The sequence below is a fragment of the Paenibacillus lentus genome, assembly GCF_003931855.1.
Lineage (GTDB): Bacteria > Bacillota > Bacilli > Paenibacillales > Paenibacillaceae > Fontibacillus > Fontibacillus lentus.
Genome location: NZ_CP034248.1, coordinates 4,915,785 through 4,937,790, shown reverse-complemented (window position 1 = coordinate 4,937,790; position 22,006 = coordinate 4,915,785). Strand labels below are relative to the sequence as shown.

Sequence of the window (22,006 nt, the reverse complement as noted above, 5' to 3'; positions counted from 1 at the left end):
CTATTCAATTCTCAAATAGGGAATTATGCAAAATGCTCAAATATATAATCCTTGTAAAATCTGTATAAGGACTTCAACATTTTCCTAATAGTACAACAATGCTTTAGTTTTATAATCTAAAAACGTTATTCCATTACAACTAACAGGTCGATTATGGACAAATATCACCATAAAAGACCTGTTTTTGTTATATTCGTATTTCCATAGGTTTTTCAAAATCTTATGCTATTTTAGAATAGGGTACTCCGATTGGAAGAGCAAAAGGACATATTTGCATCTTTGAGGCGACGTAACCCGATCATTATCATGGTATTGAGGCTTTAGAAAACGTTGTAAATCAATTGAAAGCAGTTGATGCTGCAGGTGGGGAATATGATGATTTTATTGAAATACTGGAGGACTTTGGAAAACTAGCTGCTTCAAGAAGATGATAACTATGGGGGGACAAAAAATGGATAAGATTCAGATTGCAAAAGATATTAGAGGTGCCATAAAAAGTGTTCAGCTTGACACAGTAAAAAGTTTACTTGAGAAAAATCCAGAAATGTTGGAGTGGATGACACCTTTTGGTACATGGTTACATATAGCATCAGCTCAGGGGCATTTAGAAATAGTAGAATATCTTGTTGATGCTGGGATAGATATTAATGCACAAGGAGGAACATTTTCTACAAATGCCCTTGAAAGAGCGACTGCAAAAGGACACTTAGATATTGTAAAATATCTTATTAACCATAATATTGAGATTGATATTAGTGAACCAGAGAGAAATCCTCTGTTTTCTGCAATATATGGTGGTCATTTTGAGATAGTTAAATTGTTAGTTGAGAATAATATAGACATTACTATAAAATACTCCGGTGACAACATGAAAGATATGGATGCTTATGCATTTGCTATTGAAAGAGGCGAAACAGAGATTGCTAATTATTTAAAGCAAAAACTGGATGAAGAAGAGTAAATGTATAAAAATACTATTGAAAATAAATAATGATAATATATTTAGGAAAACATTTCAAATACATCTTTCAAAGCTCTTCCCACTTGAATTATCGGAGTAGGAATGAGCTTTTTTGCATGCTCAAAATTAAAGAAGACGAAATTAAATGGAAACGGTGAGCTCAATTGCTCAGGCCAAGTGGAATATGAATAGCTTATGTATAAAATTCGGTTGTTAGCGAGCTAATGGCGGAAGCTACGGCAGATGTGAGCAATCAGGGCGTACAGATTTTCAGGTTATAGAAAAGAATTAGAAGCTTTTAAACCAAACATTTGGATATGCTAGCCGCCGATCAAAGGGATAGACTGCCGCACAGACAAAAAAGTTCTCAAGAATTATCGTACTTTGAACAAGCCAACCATGGTATACCATGATTGGCTTGTTTTATCGGCTAAGTATAACGAACTAATACACTACTTATCTGCAGACTGTTCATCCTCAACGGAAACAATAAGTTGATCCACTGTAATATCCAGAGTCTCACAGATTTTCTCTAAAGTACGTATATAAACTCTATCAACAGAATCTGAACATAGATGGTTAATAGTAGGATGGCGAATCCCCATTCTCCGGGCAAGCTCTCTTTGGGAGATGCCTTTCTCGGCAAGAATTTCTTTTAATCGTAATCGGATCTTCATATGCATTCCTCCGAGTTATTTCATAACAATAATAATATCATGATTGTTATCAAAATGCATTGACTGGTAGTCTTAACCGTACTATCATTGAAGTGTGGTAGTCTTAAGGGTAACAACAAGTGTTTTAATTATAAATTGAGGAGGTGTTAACAGGAAAAATTTAAAAGAATTGCTAAACCAGTTGAAATTTTCTCTAGTAATAGGACTCGAAAAGCAAACTGGAATTGTAAAAGTTACATGATGGTGAATAAAAAAGGAAGCGGCCCCCCTACCAAAAAGCGCCGCTTCCTTATCGCAATTGCCTGAGAGGCAGACTGCACACTTACTCTACCATGTGCGAGTCTTTCTTACAACGTATAATCCAGTACGAAAGGAAGATGAAAATGAAAAGCATGCTGGAAGCCTTATTTTATGGTGATATTCGTCCGGAAGAGCAGGTAGTTCCAAGAAATCCTGAGTATCGTAATATAAGCAGAAGGCTATCCGAAGCTATGGAATTGTGGAAAGAGAAACTATCTTCCAAAGAATTCAACCAACTTGAAGCGATGCTTGATTTACGCAGTCAGTCGGAGTCGATATATGCTACAAATACTTTCATAAATGGGTTTCAGCTTGGGGCATTAATTATTATGGAGCTATTCCTGTAATGAATTAATATGAGATTTGAACAAAAAAAGCGCCTCCTGTATGCTGGGTCTTGGAATGCGAACCATTCACTGCCCTAATTAGAAGGAGGACGCTCAAATGAAGTATAAGCTAAAAGAGAAACAGAATCAACGCATTTTGGACATTACAGATCAAACTTTGGTTGTCGGTGCAGATATTGCAAAGGACACCCATGTTGCCAGAGCGATCGATTTTCGCGGAATCGAGCTTGGCAAAGACTGTGTATTTGAAAACAGCCGTAAGGGACTCTCGAAACTCGTATCGTGGATGAAGGCATTGCAGAGGCAGTACGCCAAAACAGATATTGTGTTTGGCATTGAGCCCACCGGACACTACTGGTTTCCCCTGGCTGAGTTCTTGCAAGACAAGGGCATTCGTATCGTGGTCGTGAATCCTCATCATGTGCATAAGAGCAAGGAACTGGAGGATAACTCCCAGACTAAAAATGACTACAAGGATGCCAAAGTGATTGCGGATCTTGTCCGTAACGGTCACTATACCGAACCCCAACTACCGACTAGCGTTTACGCAGATTTGAGAATTCTCATGAATATGCGTGAGAAAACGATGGTCAGTTTGGGGCAAGTCCAAAGACGGATTCAAAACTGGCTCGATCGGTTTTTCCCGGAGTTTAACAACGTCTTTAAGAGCTGGGAGGGCAAAGCCGCGCTCGTCACGTTGACTGAGTTTCCATTGCCGCAAGAGATCGTAGCCCTTGGCGCCACTGCGATCCTCGGGCGATGGAAGCAAGACGTACAGCGAGCCGTAGGGATAAAGCGAGCTGAAAAGCTTGTGGAAGCTGCCTCTGAATCCATTGGACTCACAGAAGGTACCACTGCTGCTAAGTTAGAGTTACACACTTGGATGCAACAGTACGCCTTATTTACACAACAACTGGAAGAGATCATGAATCAAGTGGAGTTATTACTCAAACAGATTCCTGGCACACAGGAAATGCTCACTATTCCGGGTGTAGGAATCACGACACTTGCTGGCTTCCTAGCAGAAACCGGTGACCTATCTCGGTATAGCCACGGTCAACAGATTATCCGTCTCGCGGGACTTAACCTGCGAGAAAACAGTTCTGGAAAGAAAAAGGGTCGAACGACGATCAGCAAACGAGGTCGATCACGTCTTCGAGCACTACTTTTCCGAGCCGTGTTGCCCATGGTGGCAAAGAACCCGGAGTTTAAAGCGATGCATCAGTATTATACGCAGCGCCAGGTCAATCCGTTGAAAAAGAAACAGTCTATTGTGGCGCTTTGTGGAAAACTGATTCGCATTTTACACACGTTAGGCACAAGGAAAATCGTATACAATGCCGCTGATGTCTTAGGACCGGTTCGCCGGGCTCAGCTTCAGTTGGCTGCTTAAATCAATCACGTTCAGGTCGATAGACTCACTATATGCTTAGGATCAATACAGAGACAATGGAAGCACGGATCAGCCGCAGGAACTATTCCATAAGGGCAACGACCCAGTAAAGGAGCGAGAAACGGCGTCCACCCCTTGAGAGGTAGAACGAAGGAATGTAAGGGCATAGACCCCGTGTGACATGGGAGGGTAAACCATCAAGGAAGTGTTGTGGATATCCAAGGTGCGATCATACGGAAACCACTTTTTTTTGGAAAATCCATTCCAATCTCTGTTCCCGCACACTGCCGAAAGGAAATAAATTCTATAAACTTCCCGTTATATCCACCTCTCGAGGTAGTCAATGTTAAAATTCTAAGGAAATGTGAGAAAGAGCGAGAAAATATTAATTTATAGTGGGAGGTATATACGGCTAAGGAAGAACTTTTGAAGGATATAAAGTAATTACAATATTAACAATAACGGTGTACTAATAGCTTGTTCCTACTTTGTTTAGTATGGAACAGGCTATTTTTTATGAGAAAACGTGCCGGATATCAACGGCGAGTCTATAATACCAAAATTATCGGTGCCTGTATGCTGTTCAGCTGCAAAACCACGATCTGATGAAAAAGTGCAGCGTAATCAAAATATCATTGCTGCGTACTCGACTATTTGAAGGGCATGCGGAGTATATGCTGGAAGTTTTTGATCACGACACTTTAGGTAGTACTAGGATCTCACCGTATAGATATGAGGCAAGATGGATTCATGACTATTTCAAGGCTTGGAGTCAAGCTTGTGAGAACAAACGAAAGGAGTACATGGGAACTATTCCACCGCAATCATTGGATTACTGGAGAAGGGAACAAGTGGACCCATTTCATGTGTATATGGTTCATGCCGTGCGATATGCAGTGGAACACTTAATATCCCTTCCTTCCTACCAGGAGCTTGCTAAAGACACGCAATTCGAAATTTGCGTAGGTGAGTATGGAGATATTGACTTGAGCGAATCTGTTTACTGCTGTAACAGCCAGCAGAAATCATCGACGGCCTATAAACAGTGGTTAGGTAAAAAGCTGGATCATGAATATGCCTATGAGCATATCGCGGATGTGGATATTTCTGATGGCCATTACGAGGGGATTCAACTTAATTTCACGAGACTTGAGAGGGTCAATCTTTCAGGCAGTCATTTACAGAGCAGCTATTTATTAAGCAGCAAATTTGAAGCGTGTGATTGTTCGGAAGTTGATTTTTACGGCAGCGTTATGTTTGATGCTTCCTTTAGAGGATGCAACTTGGAGCGAGCTTGTTTTGACGAAATTACTGGTGGGCGTGACGTGATGAACGAAAACTATGGACTTATGTTTGGCATTCATGGCGTTCAATTCCAAGGCGCTAATTTGCGAGCAGCTAGTTTTCAAAATGCAGTTATCGCTGGTGATTTTAGAGGGGCATTGCTGGAGGGAATCGATTTTACCGGAGCAGATCTAGCAGGAAGCAAGATGTTAAGCCGTGATCAATCTCTAGTCTCACTATCTGAGAGCCAGCGGCAATCTATCGTTTGGGTAGAGGAGTGAGCAGATTGGAATATTTTATTCTAGAACAGGATCGTAGGCTAGGCAGCATGGATGGGATGATCACTTTCTCAGAGCAAATGAAGCAGGGGTATGAGTTGGCCAAAGACGAGGAGTTTGTATATATCGATTCGCCGAAGGCATTGGAATATGGGTGTATTTTGGAAAAACCAGTTTTGCTTGTGTCTGAGGAAGTATACCAAATCCTGAACCGACATGAACGCGGATTAGCTTATAAAAAGGTCATCGTGATAGATATGGCGCGTAATGGTCAGGTACATTATTATTTTCCCAAATTCACGGAAGTATCTTGCAACGAGCAAGAATCTATCAAAAGAAATGCTGAAGATACTGAGAAAATAGATCATTTTACGGTAGATGAGAAGCTTATTGAAGGTCTAAGCATGTTCAAGCTGAATGTTTACCGCAAATCCTACTTGGTTGTGCGACTTGATGTGGCGGAAGGAATGCTGCGGACAAGCTTGTATGGCTTAAATGTAAGACGAATTCTTATTAATGGCAGGTGAATGAAAAGTGAAACTGGATAATATTTATACCAGCTTTTTAAAACAAAGCACGATAAGTGAATTAATGAACGCCCCATGGAGGACGGAAAGCAAGCGGGAAACCTATGTAACTCGAGGAGCTTACATGTATTGTACGAGGGGAACCCATGAAGAAGTGTTAAATAAGCTTGAACCTAATGGGGTGTACATTAATCAAAGTCCAATGATGACTGTGAAGGACTGTGTGCCTTCAAGTTCAGAAGAAAAAACCTTTCTGGGATATCCTATTGAGGAGCTTAAGGGTGAAATGGATGGGAACTTTTATTCATTTGGATTTTGCCGTAGCCCGCTAAATCCAATGAAAATAGCTCATGTCGAGACAGGTAATTCCGGATCAAATTATTTATTCAATTACGATCCTGACACTAAAGTGCTGCCATACGGCGAAGAACATAAGATTTTTCCATGTGTTCCTAAATTAATGCCTCACTTACAGCCAACGCCAATGGGGTATGCCATGGGTCTAAATAGTAGTAGCTTAAATTTAATGAACGGAGTTTCTAATATTGGAGCAATGATGGCGGGTTTAGCCAAACCATCGGATGGAGTAGAGTGGGACAACGGAAGCTCTAATGTCATGATCGAGGGAGTACCTGCTCTTACCACAAAATCCTGCTTAACTTGCAAGTATGGAGGAAAGATTCAACTCTTAACGAACGGAATGGAACCAACGCCTCCTGAATTTCTAGAAAGATAATATCTTAAGAAAGGAGGCAGTTAACATGAAATTATGGCGTGATATAGATGGTTTTCAAATTGAATTGCCATATGATCTATCAACTGTCCGTAGTTTCCGGATTGTTAGGAAGTTTAATGATCATGCCCGCTGTTATATTTCAACGACTATGTCTGAAGAACAAGCCGACTTATGCTTAAGGAATGGTACATATCGGGATAGCTTACTGATTCGTAAATCTACTGAGCAGGGGAATGACTACCTGTTTGCAGGCGGAGTCTCCAACATCGATATTCAGATGGAAGATGGGATTCCTCATGTGACAATAGAAGGTCTATCGCGAACCTTTGAAATGGATCGCCATTTGGAGAGTCGTTCCTTTCAGAACAAGTATCTGACGTATACGGATTTGATTCGGCAAATTGCTAATCTATACCCTGGAGGGGATGCACAGAATGAAGCGACGTCCCCCGAAGCGACGATTGGTCAGCTCATTGTGCAGTATGAAGAGACGAATTGGCAGTTTTTAAAAAGGCTGGCATCACGGATCGGTACGGTAATCCTTCCTGATGTGGTTATGGATGCGCCTCGGGTTTATTTTGGCGTACCTGATTTCTCTTGGGGGAAAGTTATTCGCTCCCATCATTATTCGATCATTAAAGATCGGGAGAACTTTCTTGATATTCAGGCGAATTCGGATGCGAGCTCAGCTTTGGGGGAATCCGATTTTGTCAGTTACCGGGTACATACGAACCAGTACTGCCAGGTGGGGGACAATGTTTCCTTTAAGGGACAGATGTGGGTGGTTACGGAATCCGTGATTACCTATGAGTCTGGGTTAATCTATTATGAATATGTACTCGTACAGCGCGCAGCGCTTCGGCGTAAAGTAAGGACGAATCGTGCGATCCAAGGTGTTGCTCTTGAAGGACGCGTTATGAAACGTGGTAACAACATGGTTAAGGTACATTTGGATATTGATCATGACCCAGACGAACGAGGAAATTGGTGGTTCCCGTATTCGCCGGAAGGCAATAACATCTTCCACTGTATGCCGGAGGAAGGGGCGCGTATCAAAGTTTATTTTCCGGAGGGGACGGAGAAAAAGGCGATTGCCATCAATTCGGTACGTGGCAAAAACGATGAGATGAAGTCGCGAACTGTCTTCCAGAAGCCGACCACAAAGGTGTTTCACATGCCTGGAGATGCGAAAATGGAACTTGGTGAAGATGGTGTTCTATTCGAGAAAAATACCGTCAGTTTAACTCTGGATAGGAACGATATTTCATTACAAGCCACGGAATCAATACTCGTGGTAGCATCCAAGGAAATCGAGCTAGGCGGCCAAAATATGCCGGAACATATCAAGCTCGTGGCTAACAAGACGATTACCTTCTTCACGAATACGGAACATTATATGGAGATCCGGCCGGAGTATGTGGGGATTAGAGGGAAGAAAGTGAATTTCGAGAAGGTCGAGATGGACTTTCTGGATATGCTTACGGATGAAGAGTTAGAGAAGTTGTATGTGGATCATGAATACTCTAAAGTTGCGAAAAAAAGGGCGGAAGCAATGAGCAATGTTCCGGCGGGCACTTATATTATGCCGAGCTGGACAGAAGAAGACAATCAAAAAATTATGGACGATGCTACTGCGCGTTTCAGAGATCCGGCAACCAGAACCGATGCCAAAGAATCGCTAAGAGGGCTAGGAAATAAGGAGTTAAAGAAACGATACCAGGAAAAGATTCTACCGCCGCCCCCAAAACAGGAAGCTAAATCGAAGAAGGAAAGAGCCCAGGAAAAACAAGAATATGCAGAGTACTATCAAAACTACATAGACAAACGAAGTGGCAAGAAGGCGCCAACTCCTAAGCAGCCAAGTAATTCGTGGGAAGCTTTAAACCAACAAATACTAATAGATAAATTGAAGTCGCGTAAAGAGAATCAAGCTAAAGATAATGAGATTTTACGGGGATTTGTGGATGTATCGCGAGCCAGGTCTGACTCGGCAGAGTGGCAGGAGCGCTGGAAAGAAGATCGGTTAAATCGCCTTATTCCACTGGTACCTGATTATCTTAGCAAAAAACCGGATGAGGGAATTTATCTTTCACGTTTTACCTTTGAGGAGCTAGTAAGAAAGAAGCAAAAAATGATGACAGAACTCAACTTAATGTTTGGAGTCGTTGCTGTCGTAGGCGCTTTTTTCACCGCAGGAGGCTCGTTATATCTATTAGCTATAGCCAACGGGGTTTGGGGCGTTGCTCAAATTGGTGTCAGTACAATGCAACTGAGGGATTTGAATAATGGGGAAATTACAGAGGCTAATTTCCTTGGAATCAATCAGGAAATGCTGGATGCGACGGGGGTAATGCTAGGAGTAGTAGATCTTGCGATATTGACAAATGCAGTACTAAAAGGAGCCAATACAGCGGCCAATGCTAGATATGTGAAGGGAATCGACCAGGTTTCTCCACCTAAAACTCGCGTAGATGGTATCATAGGAGCTTCTAAGGATTTAGACTTGGAGAATCTGGCCAAAAAATCTTTGGCAAAAGAGCATCCTGACATTGATGGATATTTGAAGAATGAGAAGGAATTGCTTGAAGCTATAGAGAAAAAGAAAATAAGTCAACATGAATCTCTAGGGGTGATGGGGAAAACAGGATCAAAACCAGCGCCGAAGCCAGAACCAGAACCAAAACCAGGGATTGATCCGCCAAAAGGATCGACGCCATATGAACACAGATACACTCGTGATCCAGATACAGATGAAATCATCGATTTTGAGTGGGTCACAACAAGACAAGTAGATCTAATTAATGATAAGGAATTATTATTAGCAGCATCTAAATTTAAAGGAAATCTATCCAATACAGTATTGAAAAGTGGAAAAGGAAACTTTTCTTATACAAAGGTTGAATTGGATATAGAATTACCAAAAAAAGAATACTATGCCCACAGTCAAGTGGAAAAACACTCTGGAAACCCAAATATAAAAGACATATCTGGACTTCCAGACGATCCTATCTTCGAAGCCACAACTGCACCTAATGCACTTGGTATTGAGTCTTTAAGGATTGACGATACAGAATATAAGATATTAAATGAAATAGCAAAGGATCTAGGGAACAATACAAATGCAAGAGGGAAAATAATCATGTTCACAGAGAAGGATACTTGTGGTAGTTGTAATTACATCATCAGTCAGTTTACAGAAAAGTTTAAGAACATTGAAATTGAAGTAATTCATAATCAAGGAAATCCTATCGCACCAATAAAAGAAACGGGAGGTTAAACCATGATTCCTAAATTAAATTATAGAGAGATTTTAAAATCATTTGATGAGACATTCCAGGAATACAAATATAGGAACATGAGTAATTTAGAAGCATTGGCCAAGACTTTCGAAGATTTCGAGCTAATAATGAATAGTGGTGATCTAGAAAAAGCTACAATTTTAGTTAGGTATAGTGAGCTAGTATTAAAGCAACCTTACGTATTTCATAAATCAAAAGACATAATAATAAAGCTCTTAAATGAGGTTGACTACGAAATTCTACGACATACATTATCTGAAAGCGAATATGAGGAGTTAATTAAGCGAAAGAAAGACGTTTTATATAATCTAAGTAAAAAACAATTAACGAATAATGCAAGAGCTATGTGGTACTATGATGAAATGATTGATGAAGTTAACAACTACTATAATTCTATAACTTCAAAAGACAAAACACCTGATCAAATAGCAAAAGAAGTATTGGATAGATTTAAAAGAGATTGTAGAAACACAAAGAGTGAAAAAATCGGAGTCTACACTACGTTAGCTGAAAGATTATTAGAGGACGGCTTGGCAGATACTATTGAACTTAAACATATCGAAAATTCCCTTAAAGAATTTAACGTTGATGAGGTAGGGGAACAACTGTCTAAAAATGAAAAACAAAAATTGCAATTGAGAATAGAGCGGGTATTAGAACGTATGGCAGATAATTAAGCACAATCTTGCAATAAGTACTTGAACTCTTTAAATATAGTAGCTGTCGACGATTGCATGGGTATGCCAAAAGTTTGGAGTCAACTTGTTTTACAAACCCAACTACAAGATCGTACAATACAACCAACACCAAACACTAACAAGCTTGACAAAAATACGTGATAAACTTTCAAAAAAGCTCTTCCCACTTGAATCATGAGAAGGAATGAGCTTTTTTGTATGTTCAAAAGGAGCTATTCCTGTAATGAATTAATATGAGATTTGAACAAAAAAAGCGCCTCCTGTATGCTGGGTCTTGGAATGCGAACCATTCACTGCCCTAATTAGAAGGAGGACGCTCAAATGAAGTATAAGCTAAAAGAGAAACAGAATCAACGCATTTTGGACATTACAGATCAAACTTTGGTTGTCGGTGCAGATATTGCAAAGGACACCCATGTTGCCAGAGCGATCGATTTTCGCGGAATCGAGCTTGGCAAAGACTGTGTATTTGAAAACAGCCGTAAGGGACTCTCGAAACTCGTATCGTGGATGAAGGCATTGCAGAGGCAGTACGCCAAAACAGATATTGTGTTTGGCATTGAGCCCACCGGACACTACTGGTTTCCCCTGGCTGAGTTCTTGCAAGACAAGGGCATTCGTATCGTGGTCGTGAATCCTCATCATGTGCATAAGAGCAAGGAACTGGAGGATAACTCCCAGACTAAAAATGACTACAAGGATGCCAAAGTGATTGCGGATCTTGTCCGTAACGGTCACTATACCGAACCCCAACTACCGACTAGCGTTTACGCAGATTTGAGAATTCTCATGAATATGCGTGAGAAAACGATGGTCAGTTTGGGGCAAGTCCAAAGACGGATTCAAAACTGGCTCGATCGGTTTTTCCCGGAGTTTAACAACGTCTTTAAGAGCTGGGAGGGCAAAGCCGCGCTCGTCACGTTGACTGAGTTTCCATTGCCGCAAGAGATCGTAGCCCTTGGCGCCACTGCGATCCTCGGGCGATGGAAGCAAGACGTACAGCGAGCCGTAGGGATAAAGCGAGCTGAAAAGCTTGTGGAAGCTGCCTCTGAATCTATTGGACTCACAGAAGGTACCACTGCTGCTAAGTTAGAGTTACACACTTGGGTGCAACAGTACGCCTTATTTACACAACAACTGGAAGAGATCATGAATCAAGTGGAGTTATTACTCAAACAGATTCCTGGCACACAGGAAATGCTCACTATTCCGGGTGTAGGAATCACGACACTTGCTGGCTTCCTAGCAGAAACCGGTGACCTATCTCGGTATAGCCACGGTCAACAGATTATCCGTCTCGCGGGACTTAACCTGCGAGAAAACAGTTCTGGAAAGAAAAAGGGTCGAACGACGATCAGCAAACGAGGTCGATCACGTCTTCGAGCACTACTTTTCCGAGCCGTGTTGCCCATGGTGGCAAAGAACCCGGAGTTTAAAGCGATGCATCAGTATTATACGCAGCGCCAGGTCAATCCGTTGAAAAAGAAACAGTCTATTGTGGCGCTTTGTGGAAAACTGATTCGCATTTTACACACGTTAGGCACAAGGAAAATCGTATACAATGCCGCTGATGTCTTAGGACCGGTTCGCCGGGCTCAGCTTCAGTTGGCTGCTTAAATCAATCACGTTCAGGTCGATAGACTCACTATATGCTTAGGATCAATACAGAGACAATGGAAGCACGGATCAGCCGCAGGAACTATTCCATAAGGGCAACGACCCAGTAAAGGAGCGAGAAACGGCGTCCACCCCTTGAGAGGTAGAACGAAGGAATGTAAGGGCATAGACCCCGTGTGACATGGGAGGGTAAACCATCAAGGAAGTGTTGTGGATATCCAAGGTGCGATCATACGGAAACCACTTTTTTTTGGAAAATCCATTCCAATCTCTGTTCCCGCACACTGCTGAAAGGAAATAAATTCAATAAACTTCCCGTTATATCCACCTCTCGAGGTAGTCAATGTTAAAATTCTAAGGAAATGTGAGAAAGAGCGAGAAAATATTAATTTATAGTGGGAGTAGGTGGAGTAAATGAATGGTAAAAGAATGATCGATCGATGGCAAGATGATAATGAAATTTTTCTGAGGTTAGCTGTAAAAAAGAGAGTACTTCCCACGTTGTACGGAGCTGTCATCGGGGATATGCTCGGAGTCCCAGTTGAATTTCAAAAAAGAGGAACTTTTCAAATCAGCGATGTAACTGGATATGGGACGTATAATCAACCACCGGGAACTTGGTCTGATGATACTTCATTAACGTTATGCTTGATTGAAAACATTATTGAAAAAAGTGACGAAGAAGGATTAATGAGAAAATTTGTTCAATATCGTGATAGAGGTAACTGGACACCACACAATCAAATGTTTGATATTGGAAGGACAACTAGTGAAGCGATTACTAAGTATAAATTAGGGAGTGCTCCTTCAGAATGTGGGGGTACACAACAATATGACAATGGTAACGGTGCTCTGATGAGAATTGCACCCCTAGTATTTATTCTGTTTAACAATTTTAATTTTATGGAAAAAGTTCATACAATAAAAAAATATACAGAAATTACTCATGCACACCCTCGTTCTATAGTTGGTTCGATTATTTATATTGAGTTTTTAATTAGGCTCTATTACAATAACTCTCCAGAAGAATCAAGATGGGAAATAAAAAAGCTTTTCGATGAAAATTTTGAAGATGAGCATATCTACCGAAAAGAATTGCAGCACTACTCCAGAATATTCGATGAAAACTTTTTTTTATTGCCTCCTGATGAGATTTTTTCAAGTGGATATGTGGTGCATACTTTAGAAGCCGCACTTTGGTGTTTGGGGAGTACTAATTCATATCGTGAGGCCGTTTTAAAAGCAGTGAATTTAGGTGAGGATACAGATACGGTTGCGGCTATCACGGGGGCCTTAGCAGGAATGAACTATAAAATGGAAGGAATCCCGGAAGAATGGCTTGCGAAGATAGCTCGAAAAGAAAATATTGATGAGTTGTTAGAAAAATTTTATCATTTTTGTGGAGATAAAGCTGTGGAGGAAGAATACGGACATTAAGAATAGTCTGAGCCAACAAATAAAGAAAAAGAAAAATCGTTGAACACAACCAACAACGGCTACAATCAAGCTAGCCGCCCGTGTTGTGGTTTCTTAATAATCCACAATTATATGATAAATAATACAAGTTTGTACGCACATTAATACTATAGTTTTTTAACGTTAAGCCGTTACATTTAGCAGGTTAGTTATGGTCAGATACTACCATGATTGACCTGCTTCTTGTTATGTTCGCGCTTCCTCATAGTTTTTGAAAACGCTAAGTTACTGTAGACAGAAGTAAAAGATACGACAAGTAAACAGGGTAACCCGTGGGAATCCAAGAATCCAATGTTTGAAGCTATAGAGAAAAAGAGGTGGCTTGATAGTTTACAGAATACTGAAAACTTTAAGCAAGGTACTAAAGAAAATGGATTAAATCATATTTTTGATGGTGAAATACTCAAAAATGGAAATGATAATATCCTTTATTATGAAGGAATACCAAATAGTATGGTAAAATCGTCGGTAATATTGAGCCACCTAATGAGTTCGGTGTATATCAAGCCGATATTGAAGTTAATGGTGTAAGGTTGGGAGAATACATGGGACTTTGGACGAAACAACAGTTACGCGACTTCATTAAAGAGAATAATCTGGAACGGCACAGGATGCTCAAAACGCATTAAAGAACCTGTTTGCAGAAACAATCCAGGAGATGCTCGAAGCGGAGATGGAAACACATCTGGGCTATGCCAAGCACGACATCACGGCGAAAGCGACGTCAAACAGCCGTAATGGCAAAAGCAAGAAAACTGTCGTCAGTGAGTATGGTGAGCAAGAAATATTCGTACCCCGTGATCGTTTAGGCGAGTTTGAACCGCTTGTGGTGAAGAAGCACCAGTCCAATGTCACAGGCATTGAGGAACAGATCATTGCGCTTTATGCGAAGGGCGTCAGCACGCGTGAAATTCAAGATCATCTATAGCAGTTGTATGGCATCGAAGTCTCCCTGACACTGATCTCGAACGTGACAAACAAGGTTATCCCTATGGTCAAGGAATGGCAAAATCGGCCGCTACAGAGTGGGTATGCCGTCGTCTTTCTCGAAGCCATTCATTTCAAAGTGAAGCAAGACGGAGCTATTGTCAACAAGGCGGCTTACATGGTCATCGGCATCGATCTGGACGGGAACAAAGACGTCCTAGGCATGTGGATTGGCGAAAACGAGTCGGCCAAGTTCTGGCTCAATGTCTTGAACGAGTTAAAAAACCGCGGCGTACAAGACATTCTCATTACGTGTGTCGATAATCTAACCGGTTTCTCGCAAGCGATAAGCGCTTGTTATCCCGCTACAGAGATCAAATCCGTAATTCAACGCGCTACGTGTCCTACAAGGACTTGAAGAAGGTGACGGCCGATCTGAAGCCGATCTACAAAGCAGCAACCGAAGAAGCGGCGCTTGTGGAGCTAGATCGCTTTGAGGAGGAGTGGGGCAGAAAGTATCCACTGATCATCCGTTCTTGGCGCAACAACTGGAGCGAGCTCGCTACATTCTTCAAGTACCCGCCGGAAATTCGCAAGTTGATCTACACCACGAACATGATCGAGAGTTATCACCGTCAATTGCGCAAAGTGACGAAAGGCAAAAGCATCTTTCCGAGCGACGAGGCTCTCCTTAAAATGCTGTACTTATCCACAATGGACGTTGTACGGAAGTGGACGGGCCGTGTTCAGAACTGGGGACAAATGCTGCTACAGTTTTCGGTTTTCTTCCCTGATCGCGTGGGTCAGTACTTGAGGTAGGGGGCGGAGTCCCCCTCTAAGCATCACCCTCTACATTCGTTTACACAAAATTCTTGACAGACCCGACAAGTATATTAAAAAGCGTTGGTTTTAGCTAATCAATTCTACACTGTAGGGAAATTTACCCGTTTAAAATCATTTTCACAATATGGTTTATAGGCTTATTCCACTTAGTTAGGGATGAGCCATTTTTGTGTTTGCAACCTAAAGTACATCATATGGTAACTTTCTGATAGATCTGAGCATTTCTACAGTTCTCTTCCCTTACTTGCCCCTTGGTTCTTCCTCCTTTTGATTTTGGCATCCCCAAAAAAAGCACATTCCTACTCAAGGGCAAGTGGGAATGTGCTTAGATATTTAGAGCCTTAACGGGCCCAGTATATCTTATAGGAGAGACGCTCAATCTTCCATATCAATTAATTCATGAATATGTATATTTAATGCTGTGCATATCTGTTCTAAAGTGCTGATATAAATTCTGTCTGTGGTTCCTCTGCAAAGGGCATTTATTGTTCCAGGACGCATATTAACCATAATGGCAAACTGGCGTTGAGAAATATCTCGTTCATCTAGAAGTTGTTGTAACTTAATTTTGATTTTCATTAATAGTCCTCCCAAAACCCTATATAAAACAATATACCATGAATTAATAAAAAATCGTTGACTGTTACGTTGTAACGTCATATAATTAATTGTGTGACGTTACAACGTAACGGTCGGTGGGACTATCATGAATAATTACACCAAAAAGAGACTGCGAGTAATTCGAAAGATAATTGAAATCTGTATGAAGGGTGGGACGAAATATCAAAATTAAGCTGGAAGTATGACATGGGGCCCGTACCTACTTTGAAGCAGGAGTTTTCTTATCGAGAGTGACTGAAATAAGATGAATAACAAAAGAAAATGGGATGGCTCTTTAAAAGAAATGTTTTTTACCGTGAACTGCTTCATGTGCTAATTTTTCTTTCAAGAAGTCGTAATTCAATTGAAGGGAAGAGGGAAATGAGAAGTATTTTAAAAGCGTTGTATTGTGGAGACGTTCGCCCCGTAGAAACGATTGTGCCAACTGATCCCGAATACCGTGCATTAAATCGGAGAATATCCGAAGTCATAAAAACGTGGGAGATGAAGTTATCGGCAACAGAATTTAGTCAGCTTGAAGAATTACTTGATCTGCGAAGCAGGTCTTCTTCAATATATGCTGAAGTTTCTTTTATTCATGGATTCCAGCTTGGTGCACTAATGATGACAGAAGTATATGCGGCACGGAATGAATATTAGTTATTAAATTGTTCCATTCGATAATGTGCACTAGAAAAAACTGTAATTACTAAAGGCTTGTTTCTACCTAAATGTAGGAGGGGGGAACAAGCTTTTTTATTGTGGAAGTTGCTGCCACTGGATTGAAACTAAGACTCGTCTAAAGCATATTGAAAGCTTACGCCGGGTACGTTGTGATTCAACTCGTGGGCGAAAACGAGTCTATCATCCAGTATGACGAGACCAGCTGGGAGTTCCTCAATCGAAGAGTGACTTTTTTGATATATTTACAAATGATTCCATTATATAATGTGTTTCGAGTTTCAGAAATTATCACCAATATCTATATTTTATTCTAAATTTTATGTTGCAGAGTAATCGATACTTAATTAGATAAGGAGAAATAAATTTGTATGAATAAGTGGATAAAGATCTTACTCCTAGCTATGCTTATGCTTTGGCTTGGAGGATGTGATAATAGAACAATGGAGCAAGAAAATATTTTCTATGATGATGCTCGGATGATGGACTCGGGAGACAGTTACAGTTTTGCAAGAAAGTTAGGCAATGTTACCGAAAAAGAGGCAAATATCAAATTTTCGGGTTTTTCGGGATTATATACGGTATGGCATTTACACACTACCTCTGATGTAACAACGAAAATATCAATTAGTGGAACTGCAAAGCAAGATAAATTTAAAATAATTCAAGTCAATGGGGGCAGTGAGATCCACACACTTTGGGAGGGGGAAGGTGATCAGGAGATTGTGTTATCTATACCTGAAGGGGATAGCGCAATTAAATGGGTTGGTAAAAAGACATCAGGAAAGGTAATCATGCAATTAGAGCCACAACAGGGATTAGAAGTAACTCCACAAAAAGGTTTGTTTGAAGATGATGAATTTTTTGAATAGGAATAAGAGAAATTTAACCCCCTTGATTTAAACAGCCAGTTGCCGAAATACTAACGGTGACTGGTTGTTTAGTTTCGTCTGAATAGATTTGCCCCATTATTTTCCCCTTCTCGCTTAGCGTTGAATTACTGAGCTTGGGAACAAAGACGGAGCGCCATTACTATGACTACACTCGAATGGATATTGCAAGGGAGCAGTAACAGTGATATAGCTGTAATGAAGACCACTAATAGCATTTCAATTCAACATAGAAGGGAATCAGAGCACTTGAAACTGTTGTATAAGACCTTTAGCCAAGGTCACGAGGTTGCCGTATATGAAGCTGTGGAACTGGATGGAGAGAAGGGAACTTTTCGCGTGCTGCAGTTTTCGGAGGAAGCGGTACAAGGAGCCATGGATATGGCTAATCCGGAGCGAGTCGTGCTGGAATACCCCCGGGCCATCTGTCATCTGATGGAATATAACCAAGCCTCATTTGAACGCGTATTTTTAATTGGACATGGGATTGGGACACTCTCTAGACATTTTGCGGATAAAACGTTTGATGTGGCGGAGTTAGATCAAGCGGTCGTAGATATTAGCCGGGAGTGGTTTGGATATTCCAAAGATAATGTGAGAGTAGGCGATGGTCGGGAGCTATTGGAGAACGAGCCGCCGCATGTCTATGATTATGTGGTCTTGGATGCATTTTCGGCTAAGGGCACGCCTACCCATCTACTATCCAGCGAGTTTTTTCACATGGCGGCTAGCAAGCTGGAGCACCCCGGTTCACTAATCATGAATCTTATGGGCAGAGGCGAGCAGGATTCATGGATGAATGCGATACATAGCACGCTTAGTGAAGTGTTTCCTTATACCAAGTGTTTTGCCTTACCCGTTGAAGGGGATAGGGATCTTCGTAATATTATTATGATGGGTAGCAAACAAAACATCCAGTATCAAACCCGGCATATGGCAGGATTTATCGAGTTCGAGGCAGGGCAGGGCTATATGATCTATGACCATAGTTAATGGCGATTATGCTGGGGTACTGGATTGCAATGAGTAACAAATAAAAATAAAGAAGATGCAACGTTATTTTATTAGCTTAGGAGCCTAACCAGATGATTAATCTGAGGCTCTTTTTTGCGTGTATCCTCATTTTTCGCTTATAAATTTACGATTCGGGTGAAATAAAGGGTGCAGTATTTCGTTGTAGAAATGTCAGCTTCATTAACCAAGTCGTAATTTGGAGGGTTTATCCATGGATTTACAAGGAATCATCGACAGACTGTTGCCGATTTTGCCGACGGCGCTGATCACAGCATTGGTGTTCATCGGGGTCTCGTATTTATCCTACGCCTTATATCGAAAGAGAGGTGGGAGAAGAAATGTAACCGCCAGGCAGGTTATCGCAATCTTCCTGATTCTGGCTTGGTGTGTTGTGGTTATGGTATTAACGACATTCAGCAGGGGCGCTAATTATGAGGGATGGGTTAATTTCCGGCTCTTCAGCGGTTATGTGAATGCATGGAATCAATGGTCGTTACAGGAATGGCAGTTGATTATTTTTAACATGCTGATGTTCGCTCCGCTCGGCTTCCTGCTACCGCTTCTTAACAAAACAACGCGCCGCTTTGTTCCCGTTCTGCTTCTGTCGCTTCTGATTACGCTGGGGATTGAGTGTATTCAGATGTTGAGCCGCAGGGGTATTTTTGAACTGGACGATATTTTACACAACACACTTGGAAGTATGGCGGGATTTTTCGTGATGAGCGCAATCCTAGACATCGTTGAACAACGAAAGATCGCGGTCAGTTCCGCATGGAAGGCGCTCAGTATACCGCTATTTTTTGCCCTTCTTTTTGCCGGAGCTTTGTTTGTCTACAATATGAAAGAGCTTGGCAACCTGTCCATTCGTCCGGCAATTGCGCAAGACATGAGTGATGTTAAAGTAACGCTTAACGCTGATTTACCAACCGAGGCCGAACCGGTATCTCTTTATTCCAACCGTCGAATCCATAATCTTAAATATGGAAAAGAGATGGCAGAGCTGACAAAGCGCACTTTTGATCTACAGCAGCAGGGTGGTATGCGCATGGATGGATTTAACCGCATATGGATACTTGTTAGCGATGACGGAAAGGAATATACGTTTAATTACGCTGTCAGGGATGGCGGATGGTCGCTATCAACCGAAGGTGACGGAAGCGGCCCGATGGAGCAGGAGGAATTATTCAGGCATGGAGAGTATTATGAAAGCTTGATGCTTTCCAGCGGCATATTACCCCCAAATGCTGTATTCAGCACACAAAATGAAGATACGATCCGTTGGGATATTGAGCAGTCCATCGCAGACATCGCTCGAGGAAATCGCGATTACGCAAGTGGAATGGTAATGATTGTACCCTCCGGAGAACATCAAATTCCACATAGCTTATTTTACTCCATGCAAGAGAACAAGTTTGTAAGTAAAATTGAAATTATTAGTCCGGCTCAAGCCTATATGGAGGTTGCCAAGGGTAATTTTTATGTTTACAATGACTTGGAAAATGGCGACCAACTGAATGTGGACGAATATGAACTAACCTATACCTACGATTCAAAAGGGTATTATCAGCCCGTTTATCGGTTCACAGGAACGGTGAATGGATCGTCTTGGTCCACATTGATTCCAGCAGTGAAATGAAACATGGGTCACTCGATCTGATTTGTATTTAGTTCCCTTAATTTGAGGAAGGAAAAGAGGGGGATTGCGATGGCAAAATGGGATAACATGCTGTCCATGCTCTGGATGCTGCGCTCCGGTAGAAAGCTCACCGCTGCGCAGATCGCGGACAGTTTAGAGATCAGCGTTCGCACCGTGTATCGATATATCGATGCATTATGTGCCAGCGGTGTACCGGTAATCGCAGAATCGGGCCATGATGGCGGGATTCGCATTCTGGACAGCTTTAAGGAGACGCCATTGTTCTTCAACTCTTTAGAGCTGAAGGCGCTTGTGGACGCATTTAAATTTGCGCAAGGCGCAGGTTATCCATATACGGAGGAGTTACAAAGCGTATTGAAGAAGGTCGAAAACGGGCTGCATGATGAACAGCGCGATGATTTGTCCCGTCAGACAAGCGGCTTGGATGTGATTGTTCCAGCGCGTCCGCCTTCCGCCACTCGGTTGCTCAGGGATCTAGAGCAGGCGGCGAAGGAGGGGAGAACGGTCCGCATCGCCTATCGTAAAGCGAATGCGGATCAAGCTTACGAACGTGAGCTTGATCCGTACGGGTTAGCTTATGACCGGAATGAATGGTACGCTGTCGCATTCTGCCATCGGTCTCAGGGGGTTCGGACGTTCCGTGTTGATCGAATCGAATGGCTGGAGCAGACCGAATTGCGATTTGATCAGCCTCTGCATTTTTCTGCGTCGACTTACCTCCGCGACCAGTCCGAGCGAGAACGGGAGGCGGACGGACCGTTGACGGTCATTTGCATTGAGGGAGAATCCGACGCGCTGAACGCGATTTGCGCCCACTGGCATCTGCGCCACTATTTGAATGAACGGAGCGATCGAGAGGCCCGGTTTCTGCTTGATGTCCCAACAATGAACAAGTACCTTCCGATGTATCTGATAACTTTTGGCACGGCTATTCGGGTTCGGGAACCGATTGAGCTGAAATGCAAGATCCGGGAAATGGCGTATGGAATCGCAAAACATTACGATAACAATACCGACTGAACTTGAACTCAGAAAGTCGGCAGTAATTCTGGCAGGCAAGTGACTTCGCACTTCGCCACTTATGGGATGCGACCGTTTTACAACGGCTTAGCTTATAGCCATAAGGGCGGGTTCATATGTTAGGCCACCATTTTGGTGGCCCGATTTATGGCAACCTGCCGTACAGACGGCGCTGGGAGCTTCGCGCGACAGACAGCCGGAGAACCTTGCCTTAGAACATGGTCTCAAGTCATATTCACAATCTGATTCATATCCGTTCCCTCGGTATTCTTGCCTAACATTCTGCGGAGCAGGAATTTAACCATTTTAAATTTGTTGCCCGAATCCCAGTACTCCGCAGTTTCCGCATTTACCTTGATGAGAACCAGATTAGGGTCGTCAGAAGTGGTTTCAAGCAGTTCCTCGTACATGGGATTCCAAAATTGTTGCAATTTCTCCTGATCCTCCACCAATTCAGCATTACCGCGGATAGAGACAAAGGATTTTCCTACATAGGCTACGTTCACATGTTGATTATGAAGCAGCTCATGAAATTTGCCGCTATCCTTTTTTGTCAGGAACCAAAGCGTTCCGTCAAACTCGACGTCCTGGGTTTTCATGGGCCGAGATACGAGTCCCTCTTCGGAAACAGTCGTTAGCATCGCGGTTTCGATCCCTTTGATTAATTCATGGACGGTTTTGATCGCTTCTTGATTGTCGGTAACAGATGTCGTCATGTTTTCATCCCTTCAAAAATTTTATGTTTTATTCTGTTACCTTTCCCTAATCTGAAAAAAAGTAG

General features: G+C 42.0%; 18 protein-coding genes and 1 pseudogene. 16 read left to right on the top strand and 3 right to left on the bottom strand.

Annotated elements, in window-relative coordinates; all coding sequences use genetic code 11:
• The first annotated feature begins 451 nt into the window (after positions 1-451).
• Positions 452-961, top strand: a complete 510-nt coding sequence (locus tag EIM92_RS22230) for an ankyrin repeat domain-containing protein (RefSeq protein WP_125084713.1) — start codon at positions 452-454, stop codon at positions 959-961.
• A 452-nt stretch (positions 962-1,413) separates the two neighbouring features.
• On the opposite strand, the gene EIM92_RS22225 is transcribed toward EIM92_RS22230, so the two are convergent.
• Entirely contained in the window at positions 1,414-1,638 is a 225-nt protein-coding gene (locus tag EIM92_RS22225) for a helix-turn-helix domain-containing protein (RefSeq protein ID WP_125084712.1), read from the bottom strand.
• A 383-nt stretch (positions 1,639-2,021) separates the two neighbouring features.
• Here EIM92_RS22225 and EIM92_RS22220 point away from each other — a divergent pair, with 383 nt between their 5' ends.
• From EIM92_RS22220 to EIM92_RS22170, 10 genes and pseudogenes are all read left to right on the top strand, one after another.
• On the top strand, positions 2,022-2,285 hold the full coding sequence (locus EIM92_RS22220) for a DUF6809 family protein (RefSeq protein ID WP_125084711.1): 264 nt from the start codon (positions 2,022-2,024) through the stop codon (positions 2,283-2,285).
• Positions 2,286-2,382: 97 nt separating this feature from the next.
• Positions 2,383-3,678, top strand: a complete 1,296-nt coding sequence (locus EIM92_RS22215) for an IS110 family RNA-guided transposase (RefSeq protein ID WP_125082134.1) — start codon at positions 2,383-2,385, stop codon at positions 3,676-3,678.
• Positions 3,679-4,481: 803 nt separating this feature from the next.
• Positions 4,482-5,243 carry a pentapeptide repeat-containing protein gene (locus EIM92_RS22210; RefSeq protein ID WP_164515180.1) on the top strand — a complete coding sequence of 254 codons (762 nt, stop codon included), beginning with the start codon at positions 4,482-4,484 and terminating at the stop codon, positions 5,241-5,243.
• Positions 5,244-5,248: 5 nt separating this feature from the next.
• The gene (locus tag EIM92_RS22205) at positions 5,249-5,767 is read left to right on the top strand and encodes a hypothetical protein (RefSeq protein ID WP_125084709.1); all 519 of its coding nucleotides are present in this window, start codon (positions 5,249-5,251) and stop codon (positions 5,765-5,767) included.
• Between the two features lie 7 nt (positions 5,768-5,774).
• Complete coding sequence (locus EIM92_RS22200; RefSeq protein ID WP_125084708.1) at positions 5,775-6,503, top strand: DUF4280 domain-containing protein; 729 nt, start codon at positions 5,775-5,777, stop codon at positions 6,501-6,503.
• A 25-nt stretch (positions 6,504-6,528) separates the two neighbouring features.
• Positions 6,529-9,780 (top strand): deaminase domain-containing protein, encoded by a 3,252-nt coding sequence (locus EIM92_RS22195; protein WP_125084707.1) that lies wholly within the window; start codon positions 6,529-6,531, stop codon positions 9,778-9,780.
• Positions 9,781-9,783: 3 nt separating this feature from the next.
• A complete protein-coding gene (locus tag EIM92_RS22190; protein ID WP_125084706.1) occupies positions 9,784-10,479 on the top strand; it encodes an Imm3 family immunity protein in 696 nt (231 codons plus the stop codon).
• A 342-nt stretch (positions 10,480-10,821) separates the two neighbouring features.
• The gene (locus tag EIM92_RS22185; RefSeq protein ID WP_125084705.1) at positions 10,822-12,117 is read left to right on the top strand and encodes an IS110 family RNA-guided transposase; all 1,296 of its coding nucleotides are present in this window, start codon (positions 10,822-10,824) and stop codon (positions 12,115-12,117) included.
• Positions 12,118-12,531: 414 nt separating this feature from the next.
• Positions 12,532-13,554, top strand: coding sequence for an ADP-ribosylglycohydrolase family protein (locus EIM92_RS22180; RefSeq protein WP_125084704.1), 1,023 nt, complete (start codon positions 12,532-12,534; stop codon positions 13,552-13,554).
• 584 nt (positions 13,555-14,138) lie between these two features.
• Positions 14,139-15,339, top strand: a pseudogene (locus EIM92_RS22170) (IS256 family transposase).
• Between the two features lie 399 nt (positions 15,340-15,738).
• On the opposite strand, the gene EIM92_RS22165 reads toward EIM92_RS22170, so the two are convergent.
• Positions 15,739-15,942, bottom strand: a complete 204-nt coding sequence (locus tag EIM92_RS22165) for a helix-turn-helix domain-containing protein (RefSeq protein WP_125084703.1) — start codon at positions 15,940-15,942, stop codon at positions 15,739-15,741.
• A 402-nt stretch (positions 15,943-16,344) separates the two neighbouring features.
• Here EIM92_RS22165 and EIM92_RS22160 point away from each other — a divergent pair, with 402 nt between their 5' ends.
• The 5 genes from EIM92_RS22160 (at position 16,345) to EIM92_RS22140 (ending at position 21,225) form a co-directional block, all read left to right on the top strand.
• Positions 16,345-16,623, top strand: coding sequence for a DUF6809 family protein (locus EIM92_RS22160; protein ID WP_125084702.1), 279 nt, complete (start codon positions 16,345-16,347; stop codon positions 16,621-16,623).
• A gap of 392 nt (positions 16,624-17,015) precedes the next feature.
• Positions 17,016-17,516, top strand: a complete 501-nt coding sequence (locus tag EIM92_RS22155) for a hypothetical protein (protein WP_125084701.1) — start codon at positions 17,016-17,018, stop codon at positions 17,514-17,516.
• A 267-nt stretch (positions 17,517-17,783) separates the two neighbouring features.
• Positions 17,784-18,527 (top strand): spermidine synthase, encoded by a 744-nt coding sequence (locus tag EIM92_RS22150; RefSeq protein WP_125085319.1) that lies wholly within the window; start codon positions 17,784-17,786, stop codon positions 18,525-18,527.
• Positions 18,528-18,759: 232 nt separating this feature from the next.
• The gene (locus EIM92_RS22145) at positions 18,760-20,184 is read left to right on the top strand and encodes a VanZ family protein (RefSeq protein WP_125084700.1); all 1,425 of its coding nucleotides are present in this window, start codon (positions 18,760-18,762) and stop codon (positions 20,182-20,184) included.
• Between the two features lie 69 nt (positions 20,185-20,253).
• On the top strand, positions 20,254-21,225 hold the full coding sequence (locus EIM92_RS22140) for a helix-turn-helix transcriptional regulator (RefSeq protein WP_125084699.1): 972 nt from the start codon (positions 20,254-20,256) through the stop codon (positions 21,223-21,225).
• A gap of 224 nt (positions 21,226-21,449) precedes the next feature.
• On the opposite strand, the gene EIM92_RS22135 is transcribed toward EIM92_RS22140, so the two are convergent.
• Positions 21,450-21,941 (bottom strand): pyridoxamine 5'-phosphate oxidase family protein, encoded by a 492-nt coding sequence (locus tag EIM92_RS22135; RefSeq protein ID WP_125084698.1) that lies wholly within the window; start codon positions 21,939-21,941, stop codon positions 21,450-21,452.
• Positions 21,942-22,006: the final 65 nt, after the last annotated feature.